The 17344-nt window shown below is 52.5% G+C and carries 17 protein-coding genes; 10 read left to right on the forward strand and 7 right to left on the reverse strand.

The features are described from left to right. Positions 1–150: 150 nt before the first annotated feature. Positions 151–891, reverse strand: coding sequence for a TonB system transport protein TonB (tonB, locus tag EBA31_RS14165; RefSeq protein WP_122079509.1), 741 nt, complete (start codon positions 889–891; stop codon positions 151–153). Between the two features lie 238 nt (positions 892–1129). Next, positions 1130–1783 (reverse strand): epoxyqueuosine reductase QueH, encoded by a 654-nt coding sequence (locus EBA31_RS14170; RefSeq protein WP_020827168.1) that lies wholly within the window; start codon positions 1781–1783, stop codon positions 1130–1132. A gap of 180 nt (positions 1784–1963) precedes the next feature. Between EBA31_RS14170 and EBA31_RS14175 the strand changes: the two genes are divergently transcribed. The 3 genes from EBA31_RS14175 (at position 1964) to EBA31_RS14185 (ending at position 4991) form a co-directional block, all read left to right on the forward strand. Continuing rightward, positions 1964–2260, forward strand: a complete 297-nt coding sequence (locus EBA31_RS14175) for a YciI family protein (protein ID WP_020827169.1) — start codon at positions 1964–1966, stop codon at positions 2258–2260. A gap of 220 nt (positions 2261–2480) precedes the next feature. Continuing rightward, positions 2481–4451 carry a hypothetical protein gene (locus tag EBA31_RS14180; RefSeq protein ID WP_238387464.1) on the forward strand — a complete coding sequence of 657 codons (1971 nt, stop codon included), beginning with the start codon at positions 2481–2483 and terminating at the stop codon, positions 4449–4451. Positions 4452–4727: 276 nt separating this feature from the next. Then, a complete protein-coding gene (locus EBA31_RS14185) occupies positions 4728–4991 on the forward strand; it encodes a DUF1471 domain-containing protein (RefSeq protein ID WP_048758642.1) in 264 nt (87 codons plus the stop codon). A gap of 73 nt (positions 4992–5064) precedes the next feature. Here the strand turns inward: EBA31_RS14185 and EBA31_RS14190 are convergent, their stop codons facing one another. Then, positions 5065–5619 carry a TetR/AcrR family transcriptional regulator gene (locus tag EBA31_RS14190; protein WP_122079511.1) on the reverse strand — a complete coding sequence of 185 codons (555 nt, stop codon included), beginning with the start codon at positions 5617–5619 and terminating at the stop codon, positions 5065–5067. Between the two features lie 125 nt (positions 5620–5744). Between EBA31_RS14190 and EBA31_RS14195 the strand changes: the two genes are divergently transcribed. After that, complete coding sequence (locus EBA31_RS14195; RefSeq protein WP_122079512.1) at positions 5745–7217, forward strand: MFS transporter; 1473 nt, start codon at positions 5745–5747, stop codon at positions 7215–7217. Between the two features lie 196 nt (positions 7218–7413). After that, positions 7414–7905, forward strand: a complete 492-nt coding sequence (locus tag EBA31_RS14200) for a Dps family protein (RefSeq protein WP_020827174.1) — start codon at positions 7414–7416, stop codon at positions 7903–7905. Between the two features lie 48 nt (positions 7906–7953). Here EBA31_RS14200 and EBA31_RS14205 read toward each other — a convergent pair whose 3' ends face one another. Continuing rightward, positions 7954–8130, reverse strand: coding sequence for a YciY family protein (locus EBA31_RS14205; protein ID WP_071827036.1), 177 nt, complete (start codon positions 8128–8130; stop codon positions 7954–7956). 253 nt (positions 8131–8383) lie between these two features. Between EBA31_RS14205 and cls the strand changes: the two genes are divergently transcribed. Both cls and EBA31_RS14215 read left to right on the forward strand, forming a co-directional pair. Continuing rightward, positions 8384–9844, forward strand: coding sequence for a cardiolipin synthase (cls, locus tag EBA31_RS14210; protein ID WP_041414608.1), 1461 nt, complete (start codon positions 8384–8386; stop codon positions 9842–9844). Between the two features lie 56 nt (positions 9845–9900). Continuing rightward, the gene (locus EBA31_RS14215) at positions 9901–10224 is read left to right on the forward strand and encodes an HI1450 family dsDNA-mimic protein (RefSeq protein ID WP_004945300.1); all 324 of its coding nucleotides are present in this window, start codon (positions 9901–9903) and stop codon (positions 10222–10224) included. 59 nt (positions 10225–10283) lie between these two features. Here EBA31_RS14215 and EBA31_RS14220 read toward each other — a convergent pair whose 3' ends face one another. Continuing rightward, the gene (locus EBA31_RS14220; RefSeq protein ID WP_020827176.1) at positions 10284–11048 is read right to left on the reverse strand and encodes a DeoR/GlpR family DNA-binding transcription regulator; all 765 of its coding nucleotides are present in this window, start codon (positions 11046–11048) and stop codon (positions 10284–10286) included. 294 nt (positions 11049–11342) lie between these two features. On the opposite strand from EBA31_RS14220, the gene EBA31_RS14225 reads away from it, so the two are divergent. From EBA31_RS14225 to EBA31_RS14235, 3 genes are all read left to right on the forward strand, one after another. Continuing rightward, the gene (locus tag EBA31_RS14225) at positions 11343–12785 is read left to right on the forward strand and encodes a glycerol kinase (protein ID WP_122079513.1); all 1443 of its coding nucleotides are present in this window, start codon (positions 11343–11345) and stop codon (positions 12783–12785) included. Between the two features lie 23 nt (positions 12786–12808). Next, positions 12809–14056: an ethanolamine utilization protein EutH gene (eutH, locus tag EBA31_RS14230; protein WP_122079514.1), complete on the forward strand. Its 1248-nt coding sequence runs from the start codon at positions 12809–12811 to the stop codon at positions 14054–14056. Positions 14057–14129: 73 nt separating this feature from the next. Beyond that, positions 14130–14486, forward strand: coding sequence for a DUF1937 family protein (locus tag EBA31_RS14235; protein ID WP_046373380.1), 357 nt, complete (start codon positions 14130–14132; stop codon positions 14484–14486). A 70-nt stretch (positions 14487–14556) separates the two neighbouring features. Here the strand turns inward: EBA31_RS14235 and EBA31_RS14240 are convergent, their stop codons facing one another. Both EBA31_RS14240 and EBA31_RS14245 read right to left on the reverse strand, forming a co-directional pair. Continuing rightward, the gene (locus EBA31_RS14240) at positions 14557–15774 is read right to left on the reverse strand and encodes an FAD-dependent oxidoreductase (RefSeq protein WP_122079515.1); all 1218 of its coding nucleotides are present in this window, start codon (positions 15772–15774) and stop codon (positions 14557–14559) included. After that, complete coding sequence (locus EBA31_RS14245; protein ID WP_122080630.1) at positions 15771–17168, reverse strand: NAD(P)/FAD-dependent oxidoreductase; 1398 nt, start codon at positions 17166–17168, stop codon at positions 15771–15773. The genes EBA31_RS14240 and EBA31_RS14245 overlap by 4 nt, the downstream gene beginning before the upstream one ends. Positions 17169–17344 lie beyond the last annotated feature (176 nt).

Below are 17344 nucleotides of genomic sequence, written 5' to 3' on the forward strand. Positions count from 1 at the left end.
TTTTCTATAGCAGGACTCATAAAGGTTTATCGTTACACCATTTGGCTTCAATAAGACGTATTGCAGGATTAAGGCAACGCATAGCGAATTTCAGGCAGCAAAAAGGGCCGCCGAAGCGACCCTTGTCTTTAATTAACCCTAACCTGTCGGTCAGTTCATTTCCGTGGTGCCGTTAATTTTAAAGCGAATATTCACGGTACGATCTTTCGCTTCTTTGGCTTCATAACGCCACTTACGCATTGCCTGCTTCACTTCACGCTCGAACATATTGCGCGGTTCCGCAGACAGAATACGCACGTTGCTCACACGGCCGTCGCTGTCGATATCGAACTGTACCCGTACATTGCCTTCAATCTGCAATGCTCTGGCACGCGGCGGATAAATCGGATCGACACGGCTGAGCGCCCTCGGTGCCACATCACGCGAATTACCCGCCACCGGGGCTGACGGTGCCTGCTTAACTGGCGCTTTGTCGATAGGCTTGGCCGGCTGGTTATTTTCAAACGGCGAAGGCTCACGCGGCTCAGTTTTCTGCGGTTCACGCTTGACCGTTTTTTCGACCTTCGGCTTAGGTTTTGGCTTCGGTTTGGGTTTTACCGGCTCAGGTTTCAGTATTGCCTTCGGCGGCGGCTCCGGGATCGGTTCTGGTTCGGGTTCAGGCTCCACCTGCGGTTCTGGCTCCGGCTCGGCCGGCGCAGGAGGTGGCGGCTCCGCCATCGCGGCGGTATTGACCATCATGACGCTGATTGGCGCATCTTCAGGTTTCGGCAACTCCATCACTTCTTTGACAGAAGCATAGAGCAGACCCGCCACCAGGGCGCTATGTAAGCCAACGGACAGGACAATCGGCACGGACAAACGGCGATTAAGGAACATCTTTTTTAGCGGCATAATGATTCTGTTTCCTCTGGTTCGCCAAGTTTAAATGCAAATAGCAATCATATTCAATAACGAATGGCAAACTATCGCTCTAATCGTCGTTATTCATCGCTAAAACCTGCAAACTCATGGGGATATTAACCTTTCATTTGCCTTTTCACCGAGGCTTTTACACGCTTCATTAACCTGATTTACCGCCGCCAAGAAGCAAAAAACCCGCCGTAGCGGGTTATTCGTTATCAATGTGGCGTTATTCTTCATCGCCGTAATACAGCACGCCCAGTTTGATCAGCGGCCGGCCCTGCGCCTTGCGGTGCAGGTTGGTGTCACGAAGTGAATAAACGCAACCGCAGTACTCCTGTTGATAGAAGCGCTCGCGCTTGCTGATGTCGATCATCCGCGACGCACCGCCTTTTTTACGCCAGTTGTAATCCCAGTACTCAAGATCCGGGTATTTTTCTGCCGCACGCACGCCGCAGTCGGTGATTTGCTGCATATTCTTCCAGCGGGAGATGCCCAGCGAACTGGAAATGGTATCGTAGCCATTTTCGTGCGCATACAGCGCGGTACGTTCGAAACGCATGTCGAAGCACATGGTGCAACGGATGCCGCGCTCGGGTTCATGCTCCATCCCTTTGGCGCGAGCAAACCAGTTATCGGTATCGTAATCGGCGTCAATAATGGGTACACCATGCTGCTCGGCAAAACGGATGTTCTCGTCTTTACGCAGCAGGTATTCCTTTTGCGGATGGATGTTCGGGTTATAGAAGAAAATGGCGTACTCGATGCCGGAGGCCTGAATGGCTTCCATCACCTCACCGGAACAGGGAGCACAGCAGGAGTGCAGCAGCAGTTTGCTTTTGCCCTCGGGCAAGTTGAGTTTCTCTCTAACCAGTTCCGTCATTTCTCTACCTCACAAACCTTGTCCGATGAATCGCGCGGCCGCACTATACGAATAAACACTAGCGGCTTCAAGGCATAAGCGCCAGCCATGGCTAAATTCCAGCGGGCGGGCATTCCCTTGTTTCGTCTTTTGCGCTACTTTAAATTTACCGTTCTATAGCAATGATTTTAAAGGTGAAACATGCTTTATCTGATCTACGCGCAAGACGTCCCCAACTCCTTGGAAAACCGCCTGTCAGTACGCCCCGCGCACCTGGCGCGCCTGCAGGCACTGCGTGATGCGGGCCGTTTGGTGGTTGCCGGCCCCAATCCCGCCATCGACAGTAACGATCCGGGCAGCGCCGGTTTCAGCGGCTCCACCGTTATTGCGGAGTTCGCCTCGCTGGCGGACGCACAAGCCTGGGCGGAACAAGATCCCTACGTCGCCGCCGGCGTTTATGGTGACGTAACGGTCAAACCCTTCAAACAGGTGTTCTAGCGCGAAGACAACCCACTGAACTCCCCCTCAGTGGGTTGTGACCACAAAGCATGGCCAGCTACGCCGACGATTGGCCTTACGTATATATCTCCTTCTTGGTTTAGCCTTGACTGGCACAACGACCTTCACCTTTCACGCTATTGTGCATGATGCGATGCGCTCATAGACTCTGGGAACTGTATATAAATACAGTAATTCCAATTTTCCCTATGAGGATCAAATGATGAACACCTGCCCTGATATTGCCACATTGAGAAGCACCGTACCTACCCTTGCCGGTGAGCTGATCGCAGTAACCGCCTATGATTCAAGCTGGAGCAGCAGTAACGGCCAACCTGCAGGCGGTGGCATCTTTGTCGCTAAAGCACAATCGACACCGGCAGACGACGGTGGCATGTTTATTCGCCCTAACTCGTCGTGGGTTTGGCTGCGTATATTGGAGGTGGCAGGTACAGTTTCACCTTATCTGTACGGTGCTAAAGGCGATGGTCTGGCTGACGATACGGATGCGATCCAAAAAGCGCATGACTACGCGAGTTCGCTGCATGAACACACTACTAAACAATATATTGTTGATGGCGTTGTTTATACGACCATCGAGCAAGTATTGAAAAACGGTATCCTGACTTTTGGGAATGGTCGCTTTAAGTGCACAAAAACACTAAAGTTTGATACAAAAACCGTCGATTATGATTTCTCTGGAGCCTTACTGGACTTCCGCTCCTTTGCCAGCGGCACAGCAGTTGCACACGCAACCGCGATCCATTGGATGAATACCGATGGCTATCCACAAGGCAATATGACCGTGAAAAATTTGCGGATGATTGGCCCTGGGGCAGATAGATTTGTTGACGGCATGACTTTCCGCAACGATATCATTCCTGCCACCGAGACCAAGCCCGCAACCGATGCTAAGACCACGTATTCACGTAACTCTCTAACATTTATTGATGGTGGCCTCGAAAACTTCGCTTACGGTGTTACCGGTAATAACAACTTTTACTTCCTCCGCATGTACAGTTTTATGTTTAACCACTGCCATACCTGCTATTACTTCCCCAACACCGCGACGAACTCCGGGGAGGAGATGAATTTCCATAGCTGTGTCTTTGCGCAGAGCAACTGCGGCGTTAACCTGCAGGGAGGTTACAGTTATTTCTTCAATTGTTCCTTCGATTATATATACGGTGATAACGGCACTCAGGACCCTCAGGTAAGCCTGGGAAAATATATTCATATTGAAGGTGGTCAGCACATTTTCCGCGATTGCCACATTGAAGGCTTTGGCCCGCGGAATTATATCGTTAACGTCCCTGATGCCAAGAAATGCAAAATCAATTTTATCGGTGGCTTATTTACCTTTAAGGCCGGCAATCCTGCACTTGCGGACCAAGCCACCATTTGTAATCCGTTCTACTTTGGTGATCAGGCACGCGTAGTATTTCAAGCCGTTAATCTCGGGAAACTACAACAGGCAGGTGATGTTGGCGTCAGTGGCTGGATTGATGGCACCGGTTCGGTCTCATTTCGCGACATGCAATTGCCGATGAACTGGCCATATTTGCTGACTAAGGTACGTACGGCCCCCAATGTACAGGATAACTGGCTCGACAGCACAACCTATACCAGTGGCGGCAGCAATGATAAATGGACCGAAGAGGCCTGGGTATTGCCGCCAGGGGGGATTAACTCCGTGCGTAAATCCCGCTACGGATGGGGAACGGTAAATAGCACCAATTTCAGCATGATCCGCCAACCAGGGTTGGTCTCTATTGGGCGTAATGCTGCCGCAGGTGAAGGTGTTTACCAAGCCGTACTCGGCACTATCGCCTTGAAAGGCTATGGCAGCGTGATACATAATTTTCAGGCTGCCACTTATGCAGGCGACGGGCAAAGTTGCCAGGTAAAAATCGTCTGGGCCAAACTGTTGCAATATGGTGCGGCTCAGGATATAGAGCCTAAGATCCTAATGCAGGCGACTGGACACACTTATACCTACAACTTCAGTGGTAGCGAATCGCAACTTAAGACCGCGATTATTCCAGGGCAAATGCAAGGCTCAGATACCCAAACACCTATGGTCGATAGAGCCCCTGACTGGGCAACTCATGCTTTTCTACTGATTGATGTGTCAAAAATGAAAAGTAACTTCGACTTGCGCATCACCGATGTTTATATGCGCCAAGTATAAAGAATTTAACATTGACTACAGCCGCGGAGGATCGCGGCTTTTCGTTGCGGAAAAAAAAAGCCAGCACGGAGTGGCTGGCTAAAGGGTTCTTCGAGGGAATATCTTGTTCGATAAACATACTCCCTTCCCCGCTGAATTCGCCATCTATCGGTGCGATAGGCACCGCCTGTACCGCTTATTTTTACCACTGCATGGAAAACCTACAACTGCGACCTACACTTAAGCCGTAGTCATGTTCGAACTTATCCATTCGTTCTCTACGTAAAAGGAATAGTGATGAAAGCAACTAAATATCTGTTGGCTGTACTGGCATTCGCCTCCTTCTCTTCCATGGCCGCCATTGAAATCACCAAGGAAGAAGCCGCAAAACATACCGAAATTGGCCCGGTGACCATCTCACAAGATGGCGATGATACCGTGGGCATCGATCACGCAAGATTGTCTAAAGCGGTCGATGAAAAAGGCGGGAAATACTATGTGATTATCGGTCGCGAAGGGAAAACCTCCTTCGAAACCATCAATGCCGTGGCCTACAAATAACGCCTGAATACTCAAATGGCGTATTAACGCGGCGGTGACTCGGGCCGCGTTAATCCTGATCCACTAAAAATCTTCAGCGACTCTGCACATTTTGCAAAATCAATGTCTGCATATCCGCAAACATGGCATCCCACTCCGCCGGATCAACCTCCATCAAGCCAAAGTAGCGCAGCATAAATGCTCCTTCGGTGGCCAAAAACGCCAGCCGCGCACGCTTGCCTTCCTCAGTGGCTAAATCCAGTCCGGCAATCCGGCTGCGGTACCATTCACGCGTACTGTCCAGATGCTCCGGGGTTTGGATCAGGGTCGCCATCAGCCCGGCAGCCTTGGCGCTGGAGGCCTGATCGGAGCTTCGGGTTGCCTGCAGATGCGCTTGCACACTCGTCGTGGCCGAGGGGTTTTCGCCGGCAATCTCATCGAATACTCGTTCATAGGCTTTACCCCAGCGATCGAACATCGCATCGATCATCGCGTCTTTGCTGCCAAAGCAATATTGCACGCCACCTTTTGAAATCCCCATAGCTCTGGCAACAGAATCAATGGTCAGCCCGGCGGCACCCTGCGTGGCGACAATCTCTTCCGCCACGTCCAGAACCTTGTCACGATCGATGCTGCGTTGACGTCCCATTGAGAAACCCCCTTTTCAATACATACGTATGGATATATATTACGCCAGTATACCACTCGGCAATCCTGAGTGGTGACGATCTTATAGCTACGCCCCCGCGTAGCTTGTTTTTTTGGAATAATATTATGCACGTAAACAACCGCTGGTTGATCCTGGCAATGATTTCCAGCGCGCTATTTTTGATTATTATCGACATGACGGTACTTTACACCGCTTTGCCACGGCTGACCCTGGCACTGGATGCCAGTGCTTCGCAAAAATTATGGATCGTAAATGCCTATCCACTGGTGGTAGCGGGTTTACTGCCTGGTGCAGGCATGTTGAGCGATCGTATTGGTCATAAGCGATTGTTTATAGCCGGGTTGCCGGTGTTTGCCGTCGCCTCGCTTTGCGCGGCCTTTTCCCCGTCGGCCGAATGGCTGATCGCTGCCCGGGTATTCCTTGCGGTAGGTGCCGCTATGATGATGCCGGCTACCCTGTCCATTGTCCGCCATGTCTTTACTGATGAGCGTGAACGCGCCTTGGCCATAGGCATCTGGGCAGCGGTGGCCTCTGGCGGCGCGGCTATTGGGCCAGTAGTTGGCGGCGTGCTGCTGGAGTATTTCTGGTGGGGCTCGGTGTTTTTGATCAACGTCCCTGTGGTGTTGGCAGTACTGCCGTTTGCATGGCGTTTGATTCCACACTGCGGCGGCGAAAACAAAAGCCCTTACGATATCATCGGCTCGGTACAGATCATGGCCGGTCTGGTTGGTTGTATCTATGCGTTAAAGGAACTAAGCAAAGCGGCCCCCTCCTTTACCGCGTTGGCGATTGCCGCCGCGATCGGCGTTGTATCGCTCTGGCTGTTCGTTCGCCGCCAACGGCGGGCTCGCTATCCGATGATCGACTTCTCGTTGTTCCAGAATCGGTTGTTTGCCGGTGGCGTCGGGGTAGCGTTAGTGTCGATGATTGCGTTAGTCGGCGTAGAGCTGGTATTGACTCAACGGCTGCAATTGGTGCTTGAACTTAGCCCTTTGCAGGCCGCGCTGTTTATTCTGCCGATCCCGCTGGCGTCAGCGCTGGCAGGCCCGTTAACCGGCTTACTGCTGCCGCGCTTCGGTGAGCGCAGCATGATACTCGGCGGATTTATTCTGACCGGCTTGGGTATCGCAGGCCTGGCTCTGCTTTACCAAAGCAGCCTGGTGTTGCAGCTGATTTGCCTGTTCATCGCCGGTTTTGGTCTTGGCGGCGTGATCACCGCAGCCTCAACCGCCATCATGCTTAACGCGCCGGAAGAGAAGTCAGGTATGGCAGCGTCGATCGAAGACGTTTCCTATGAACTGGGCGGGGTTCTGGGCATCACCTTGCTTGGCGGATTGATGACCGCCATCTATAGCCACAGCCTGGCTCTGCCTGACAGCCTGCCGGTAAGTGATATCGCCTACGACAGCATCGACGAGGCGTTGAGGCTGGCCGCCAATCTGGCAGCCGATCAGGCCGAACAGCTTAAACAGCTGGCGCGCCTGGCATTCGACCGCGCATTTATCGTCGTGCTGATTGCAGCCGCTACGCTGATGGCACTGGGCGCCGGCGTGGCAAAAATGGCATTGCGCAAGTAATGGTCGAAAGCTGCTGTTGTTGTTAACGCATTCTGCTTAAACTGATTTGGCAATTTGCTTCGCGGATTTATCGATATTGGTTTTGACGATTGCATTGATGCTTTTGAACGTCTTTAACCCTGCGATAAATCCGGTTACTGTGTTTGTTATGGATATTGTGTAAATCATCGAATCAAATAATCAGGAGAAGATTATTATGGCAACGACGAAGAAAGCAGCAAAAAACCATATCGGCCTGGACAGCAAACAATCGGCGAAGCTCTCGGAAGCCTTGAATGCGCTGCTGGCGAATTATCAGGTGCTGTATATGAACGTACGCGGCTACCACTGGAACATTTCAGGCCCGCACTTCTTCGAGCTGCACGTCAAATTTGAAGAAACCTATAACGACCTGCTGACCAAAGTCGATGAATTGGCAGAACGTATTTTGACCCTGGGTTCACAACCGCGCCATGCTTTTAGCGATTACCTGAAAACTTCCGACATCAAGGAAGACACCAATGTCACCGACGATAAAGGCACGCTAAGCGGTTTGTTGCACGGCTATTCGGTGCTGCTGCAACAGCAGCGTGAACTGCTAACGCTGGCCGCCGATGCCGGTGATGAAGGGACCGCTTCCCTGATGAGCGACTACATCAAAGAGCAGGAAAAACAGGTGTGGATGCTTAACGCCTATCTGGGTAAATAACCCCCCAGTCTCGCTAACAAAACAGTCCCCTCAGGGACTGTTTTCGTTTTACCACTCGTATGACACCACAAACAGCAACGAACGTCGGTGCTGATCGTCCAGGCGACGCCGCACCCGAATGATATGCCGATTGCTGCATGACTGGCGTTCCAACCAGCGATGCCTGCGGCGCTGGCTCTGCCGCAACATCCGCCAGCGGCCCACTTCGTTTCTACTGCGTCTCATCGTTTCGTTACTCATTCGTCAAAAGCCAACGGCGGGCATTATAGCCCTTTCGCTGAGCGATCCAAGCCTCAGTTTTTCGTATTTTACTCTGCCCCGACCACGCGGCAGTTAGCCCAAAATGTCCTTTTCGTTTACAGCAAGTGCCTTAAGACAATCATATTTTTGCAACATAAGCGCGGAGAAAAGGTTTCCCCTTTACCATTCTGTGCGTACACTCATCGTTGGTGGTTTGCGAACGGGATTTTTCGCCTTTATGACAACATTTTATACCGTAATCAGTTGGCTCATGGTGTTTGGTTACTGGCTGCTTATCGCCGGTGTGACCCTGCGTATTCTGATGAAACGCCGTGCCGTACCGTCAGCGATGGCCTGGCTGCTGGTTATCTACATTCTGCCGCTGTTTGGTATTGTGGCTTATTTATCTTTTGGCGAATTGCACCTGGGCAAACGCCGGGCCGAACGCGCCAAGGCCATGTGGCCCTCTACCGCACGCTGGCTGAGCGAATTAAAAGAGAGCCAGCGGATCTTCGCTACGGAGTACAGCGAGGTTGCCAGACCGCTGTTCCAACTTTGCGATCGCCGTCAGGGCATTGATGGCGTCAAAGGCAACCAACTTCAGCTGCTTACCACGACGGATTCAACGCTGGAAGCGCTTATCCGCGATATTGAGCTGGCTCGCCATAATATAGAGATGGTGTTTTATATCTGGCAGCCGGGCGGATTGGTGGATCAGGTCGCCGAGTCGCTGATGGCGGCCGCGCGCCGGGGCGTGCACTGCCGCCTGATGCTGGATTCTGCCGGTAGCCTGCAATTTTTCCGTAGTCCCTATCCCGGCATGATGCGTAATGCGGGGATCGAAGTCGTGGAAGCGCTCAAGGTCAACCTGTTCCGTGTGTTCCTTCGTCGAATGGATTTGCGCCAACACCGTAAAGTGGTACTGATCGACAACTATATTGCCTACACCGGCAGCATGAACATGGTGGACCCGCGCTATTTCAAACAGGATGCCGGCGTCGGCCAATGGATCGATTTAATGGCACGCATGGAGGGCCCGGTCGCCAGCACCATGGGGATTGTTTATGCCTGCGATTGGGAGATTGAAACCGGTAAACGCATCCTGCCGCCGCCGCCGGACGTCAATATCATGCCGTTCGAACAGGAAAGCGGCCACACGATCCAGGTTATCGCCTCCGGTCCCGGCTTCCCTGAAGAGATGATCCACCAGGCGCTGCTGACGGCCGTTTACTCTGCGCGCGAACAGCTGATCATGACCACGCCTTACTTTGTGCCAAGCGACGACCTGCTGCATGCTATCTGCACCGCTGCCCTGCGCGGGGTGGAAGTCAGCATTATTGTCCCACGCGACAACGACTCGACGATGGTACGCTGGGCCAGCCGCTCCTTCTTCTCCGAACTGCTGGAAGCGGGCGTGCGGATTTATCAGTTCGAAGGCGGTCTGCTGCATACCAAGAGCGTGTTGGTCGACGGTCAGCTCAGCCTGGTGGGTACGGTGAACCTGGACATGCGCAGCCTGTGGCTGAACTTCGAAATCACGCTGGTGATCGACGATGACGGTTTCGGCAGCGATCTGGCCTGTGTGCAGGATGATTATATTGCCCGTTCGCAGTTGCTGAACGCACAGGAGTGGCAGAAACGGCCGTTCTGGCATCGGATTGTCGAGCGCCTGTTCTACTTTTTCAGCCCGCTGCTATAAATGCCGTAGCGGGCATGGTTTAATAACGCCAAATCATTTGTGATCGGGATTTAATTATGGATTTGAATAACCGCCTTACTGAAGACGAAACGCTGGAACAGGCTTACGACATCTTTCTGGAACTGGCCGGCGACAATCTGGATCCGGCGGATATTCTGCTGTTCAATCTGCAGTTTGAGGAGCGCGGTGGCGCAGAACTGTATGACCCTGCGGAAGACTGGTCGGAACATGTGGATTTTGACCTGAACCCGGATTTCTTTGCCGAGGTAGTGATTGGTCTGGCAGACAGCGATGGCGAGCCAATCAACGACGTTTTTGCCCGCGTGCTGCTGTGCCGCGAGAAAGACCACAAGCTTTGCCACATCCTGTGGAAAGAGTAACCTTCTGATACTCATATAACCCTGTCGGTCATCGCGACCGGCAGGGTTGCTTACCCTCCTCAGGCCACAATCACCTGAAGATTCGCCGGGAAAACCAGATTCTTCAGTTTTTTCTCCGGATCGCTGGTCACCAACCACGAGATATCTTTTAACTCTGCCACCAGCCCTGTCGCATGGTTATTCAACTTGTGCCCATCGGCAAGGACAATGGTTTTGTTGCTGTTTTTGATCATCTGACGGGCAATGGCGGCCTCGTTCAAATCCTGATCCATCACCCCTGCCTTTGGGCTCACCGCCCCGGCACCGATGACCGCGTAATCCGCATAGAAAGCGCTGATCCCCTGCAATGCCACCGGGCCAATGCACTCCATTTTCGACAGGCCAAACTGGCCACCAATCAGGATCAGGTTAATCGTTGAATTGTCATGGAACAGATTGGCGATCACCGGAGAATTGGTGATGACGGTAAGCTGATTAATACCGGCAATCTGCTTGGCAAACTCCAGCGTCGTAGTCCCGAAGTCGATAAACAGCGAGTCCCCGGGCTTGATCAATTCTGCCGCCTTAATGGCAATGGCCTTTTTGTCGTCTTCAGCCAATTTGGCCCGCTGATTAAATTCCAGCTCAAACCCAAACTGAGCGATAACCGCCCCACCATGGATTTTCTTGATGTGTTTCAGCTCTTCAAGCTTATTCAGATCTCTGCGAATGGTTTCCTGAGAAACATTAAAGTCATCAGCCAATTCATTGACGAACACCTGCCCACTATTTTTCAACTTATCGAGAATGATGTTCCTTCGTTCTAATGCGTTTGAGTAATCCATCTTCTGATCCATTATGCTGTTTTTAACATTATAAAAAGTGTGGGTTTGCGGGGCATTTTATTGCTTGGTCGACAATTGTTTACCAACTCCTCACGTGAAGCAACTGCCCATTGCACTTTTCACAGGGCTAAAACCACAGCATAACCACACTTCCAGAAGCCAAAACCAAGATGTTGGTCACAATTAAATCGAAAATTGTGAGTTTGATGTTGATTTAATGTGTAGTGATGATACTAAATAATATAAACGGGCACAATGACAACATATAAACCACAAAATAGACCTGAGGGCTTTATGCTGAACCAACGCTATGCAGCCATTGACCAAGGAACAACAGGAACACGCGTCGTGGTGTTCGGCGAGGACGGAAAACATTTTCCCCCCGCCGCCATCGCGCACAAACAATTAACGCCCAATCCTGGTTGGGTTGAACATGATCCCATGGAGATCCTGCGCAATATTCGCACCTGTCTTAGCCAGTGTGGGGTGGTGGATGCCATTGGCCTGGCGCATCAGGGCGAAAGCGTCGTCGCCTGGGATGCCCAGAGCGGCCTGCCGCTCTATAACGCCATTATTTGGCAAGACCAGCGTACCGAATCCGTTATCCGTCAACTGCGCAATGAAGGTTTTGAAGAGACCATCAGGGCGAAGACCGGCCTGCCGCTGGATACGTATTTTTCCGGGAGCAAGCTGGGATGGATCATGCGCAATGTGCCCGGTGCCCGTGAGCTTTCACGCCGCGGCCATTTGCGACTCGGTACGATGGACAGTTTTTTCATGTTCCACCTGTGCGGGACACATATCACCGATTACAACTCGGCTTCCCGAACCTCGTTATTCAATATTCATACCCTGCAATGGGACGAAGAACTGTGTCGGTTATTTGGCGTTCCAATCGAAGCATTGCCAAACATTCGCGACAATACCGGCCATTTTGGCGACGTGACCTATGCCGGCAATACCACGCCGCTGACGGCCTGCATCGTCGATCAGTTTGCCAGCACTTATGGTCATGGCTGCCTGCAGCCCGGTCAGATGAAAATCACTTTCGGCACCGGCGCGTTTTTGCAATCGATTACCGGACCCAAGGTTCCCGACGCGCAAGGCTCAGGGCTGCTCCCGACATTATGCTGGAAATTACCGGGCGAGCCTCCGCTCTACGGCCTGGATGGCGGCGTCTATAACGCGGCATCGGCCATTAACTGGGCCAAAAAGATCGGCTTGTACAGCGATATCGAGGAGTTCTCCGATTTCCCGGATCAACCGGCCATCGCTCGCGGCTTGGCTTTTATCCCTGCACTCTCCGGCTTGGGTTGCCCCTATTGGGATCGCTCGGCCGCCGGGTTATGGGCCGGACTGTCGCTGGAAACCGAACGCAAAGACATGCTGCAGTCCATTCTTGAAGGGATCGCCATGCGCTCGGCCGAGGTGATCTACGCCATGGACAAAGTTCGGCCCATTGGCGACACCATTTCGGTGGACGGTGGCTTATCGGCCAACCTCTACTTTAAGCAGTTCCTTGCCAGCCTGATCCAAAAACGCATCGTTACCCCTGCCAACCGGGAAATTACCGCGCAGGGTGTCGCTTTGCTGGCTCGCAAGGGCTTAGGCAACACCCACCCGATGAACGTCAGAACACAACACGTCACCACTGAGCCTGCAGAACGCGATCTGTCTCCTTATTTTGCAAAATATAAGGACATTATTTCCCGTTCCCGCAACCTGCGCGGCGAATAAATAATAAGAAAACGGAGGCAATTATGTCTGAGATTGGCAACATCATTATCTATATCATTATGGCCGGGACCCTGCTCGGCGCCATGGCTTCGGTGATCAAACCCGAAAGCGGATTGGGCAAAGAATTCGTCAATGGTATTCATTCCATTGGCCCGGTATTTCTGGCCCAGGCCGGTATTATGGCGGCGATCCCGATTCTTTCTTACGCTATTACCTACACCGTCGGCCCTCTGTTCCAATCAATGGGATCGGATGCATCCATTGCCGCCCTGTCGATTATCGCCGTTGATATGGGCGGCTATCAGTTGGCGGACGCCATTGCCGCCAACCGCGACCAGTGGATCACAGCCATGCTGATTGGCTACACCTCCGGAGCCAGCATCGTTTATTTAATTCCGGTCGGCCTGGTCATGCTGCAACAAAAAGACCACAAATATCTGGCGCTGGGCGCCATGGCGGGTTTAATCAGCATCCCGTTTGGCGTACTGATTTCATTGATGATCATCACGCTTAATAATATTCCGGTACGGGATATCATCTCCACGGCATCCCCCGCCAACCACTATTTAAGCATCGACTTTTTCAATGCCTTGCAACTGCTTTCCCCCCTGTTCGTTTTTTGCATCCTGCTGGCGTTAGGGCTGAAATACCGAACCCTATGGATGGTCAAATGCTTTCTGTTCTTTGGCAAGATTATGGATGCCTTTATCAAAATGGTGCTGGCCGCCTGTATTATTCAGCACTTCACCGGGGTCTTTAGCAAAGTCTTTGGCGGTTGGGTGTTCGATCCTCTTTTCGCCGACGAAAAAGAACTTTACCGGGCGATTGAGATTGCGGGCTATATCGGCATCATGCTGGCGGGCACCTTCCCGATTTGCTACCTGTTCCAGAAGTACTGCCAGCGCCCGATGAAGTTTATCGGCCGACAACTTCGGCTCACGGATGCCGGGGCCATTGGCATGGTCATGGTGCTGGCCAACATCATCGCCGTTTATCACCTGTTCAAAGATATGCGTGCCCGTGACAAAGTGCTGTGCGTGGCCTTTGGCATCTGTGCTCAGGCGACCTTAGGCGACCATTTGGCCTTTACCGCCAACTTCCAGCCCACCCTGGTCCTGCCGATTATGGTCGGTAAATTCCTTGCCGGTGCCATTGCCGTGACCATCGCAATCTTTATTTCCGTCCCGGAGGCGCAACGGATGGAGCAGCGCGACGCACGCGAAGAGGCGGCAGCGCAAAACGATCGGCCAACCGTTCCCCTGGCCGTTTAATTTCCCGCTTAATTCCCCAGCAGTGCCTGGCAACCAGGCACTGCTTTCTTTATGTAATCCTATGAGGTTCACCATGCGTAAGATATTCCTTGCCTGCCCCTACAGCCATGCCGATGAGAACGTGGTGCAGGAGCGATTTCTCGCCTGCAATAAAGTGGCAGCCAACATCATCGAGGCCGGTCATGCGGTTTTCAGCCAGGTCACCATGTCGCACCCAATTAATTTTCAGTTGCAACACACTGATAAAGCAGAGATTGGCAAAATGTGGGCGCCGGTGGATGCGCTGTTTTTAGCCATGATGGAAGAGTTGATTATTTTGGATCTTCCCGGTTGGGATCAAAGCGCAGGCATTAAACGAGAGATTGAGTTCTATCAATCGCGTAATCAACGCGTAAGTCTGTGGTCAGAGGTTGAACACGAATTCAAATAGCTCTCTGGGCATCAGAATAAACCAAGCCTGCATATGCAGGCTTTTTCATTGTGCTAAGTGGGAAAAACCGCTATCGGGCGATAACGGTCAAGTGACTGTTCGGCGTGAGACCGGAAATATCGATATTTTTAAGAAGAATGCGACGTTCAGGCAAGCAGCGGTGCTTTCCGCGGTAAAGCTCTTTTTCACCGTCGCGCACAATAATCTCGCCTTTATGGTAACGGTTAACACGGACATTGAGCGTGACGCGATCGGCGGCCGGTGCTGACACGGAAACCCGATTTGGCGCAGCAAGACGGAATACCTCGTCCAGTTGAATAGGAATCTCAAATCGCACGGCGTCATCCTGTTGCAGAGATCGGGCAACTTGCCGACCTACGCGCAACCCTTCCTGGTAACACTGATCGCCCATATCGGCGGGGTGCGTCATATTACCTGCAACATAATAGGCCGGATCGGAACAGCGACCGTGCTGGTCGAACCATGGGCGGCCAGTCTCAGGCTCATAGGCCAAATGGCTGTTACGGATCAGCGTATACTCGCCGGTAAAGCGTCCGGTAAAAATAATGCTGTCGCAGGCCAATTGTTGTGAGCTGCCGTCCGCGGCGGTAAATTCGATACTTTCCACCCGCTCGCCGCCATTGATTTGAGTGATGTGCGCACCCAGATGGAGCTTAACGCCCATAATACGGGCATATAACGCAGCCACGCGAAACGCCGTTGGCCGGGGGTTTTCATCAATCAGAGCCAGCGCCTTGATGCCCGCATTGCGCAGCGTCCAGATAGTGGAAAAGCTGACCAGCTCAGACCCGACGATCACCGGCTTAATGCCCGGCTTGAATTTTTTCAGATAGATAAACTGCTGTAACGCCCCTGCAGTCAGAACACCCTGCGGCCTTACGCCGCTGACCAGCCTGGCATGGCGTGGCGTTTCGCGCACGCCCGTGGCAATAATCACGCGTTTTGCACGCAAGGTTTCAAGGCCCCGATCGCCAGAGATGATTACCTCACCGCCGGGCTTGATATCTACCACCGTGGTACCGGTTCTGATTTCACAATTGTTTTGCACCAGATTCAAAATGCGCTTGGCCCAGAGGTGCCCTTTCATCGGCCGGTAGAACGTCTGCATGCCGAACGTAGGGTGACGGCAATGGCGCGGTACGCCACCCGCCTGTTTTTCTCTTTCCAACAGCAGAACGCGGTTTACGCCTTCATCCCATAAAGCGCGGGCGGCGGCCAAACCGGCCGGCCCGGCGCCAATAATAATCACGTCATATGACTGACTCATTCCACCCTCCCAACGACCAGCGTGTTGTCCAGACGATCGCCCACGATTTCGGCAACCTGATTACTGCAGAAAAAGCCGTTGCAGCGTCCCATCATGACGCGGGTACGGCGACGCAAACCACCGATACATTCAGGCGGCACCGCCGAGTGGAATGCCGCCTCCAGCTCACGCCGCGTGACCAATTCGCAGTGACAGACAATGCCGCCATTGCCCGAACAGGCATAATCACGCGGCTGATAATCAGACAGCATCGGCATCACCGGCCACTGGAGCTCAGCAGGCGGTTGATCGGTAAAGAGCGGATTAAAATGGTCGCGATAAAGTGTTTCTACATGGGCGGCAATCCCCAACGCAGCCGTCAGCCCAGTGGAACGGATCCCGCCCACGCTGATCCAATTTTCCTGCGGATAGTGATAAATTCGGTACTCTTTCTTTTCCGTTGCCGGCCGTAGCCCGGCGTAGGTGGCGGTCACGCCGTATTGCGTCAAAGTCGGCAACATCCGGCTGCCTTTTTCAATCAGCCCTTTGAGCACCGATTCATCGACATCGGCCCGGTTACGGTCGGTTTGCTCTTCAGCCGTCGGCCCCAGGATCATATTGCCGAAAATGGTTCGACACAGCAGCACGCCTTTGGTTGTGGGCGTCGGAACCGGCAGGATGATGGCATTGATATCCGCCGCGGCGGCTTTGTCATAGACCAGAAACTGCCCTTTCCTTGGGCGGATTTCATAATCCGGTTTCCGCCACAGGCCATCGATCAAATCACCATGGTTACCCGCACAGTTGATCACTAACTTAGTACGCACGCTGCCCTGGTTAGTCTGCAATAACCAACCTTGCTCATCGCGCATCGCCTTGGTCACTTCACAGTTAAAACGGTAAGCCCCACCGTGCATCACGGCCTGCGTAACGTAAGCGAGCGGCGCACTCCAGGGATCGATGACATATTCACCGGGGACTAATACCCCACCCAGCACGCCTTCCGCTAATTTTGGCTCTCTCTGGTAAACTTCGGCGGCAGAAATCTGCGCCACGTCCGTCACCCCATTTTCATGTGCCTGTTTCACTATGCCAGGCAGCGCCGCGAGCTGTTCTTCGTTCCAGGCCACCACGATGGCCGTGGTCTGCAACAGCGGAAGGTTCATTTTTTCTCTGATCGCCAAATACTCGTCGTAACCCGCCTGCATGCATTGCAGCTCCAGGCTTCCCGTCGGCGCATCAAAACCGGTATGGAGGATCGCGCTGTTGGCCTTGCTGGCGCCGGACAAGATATCGCCGCCTCGCTCCAGCAATAACGTTTTCGCGCCCATCAGGGTGAAACGTCGGAAAACGGCACATCCCACTACGCCGCCTCCGATAACTACCACATCAACATTTTCATTTAGCTGTGTCATACGCGTTTTCTCACCACGAAACATGTGATAATAAAACCACATAAACCACACCATTACAACATCAAAACCACATTTTAAAATCGCAAAGGGAACAGCAAAAACCATAGATAAATAGAATTACCCATTGAAATTTATTTATTATTTTAAATAAATACGATGAACTTCATTTTTAGCCG

The organism is Serratia sp. P2ACOL2 (assembly GCF_003691565.1).
Lineage (GTDB): Bacteria > Pseudomonadota > Gammaproteobacteria > Enterobacterales > Enterobacteriaceae > Serratia > Serratia liquefaciens.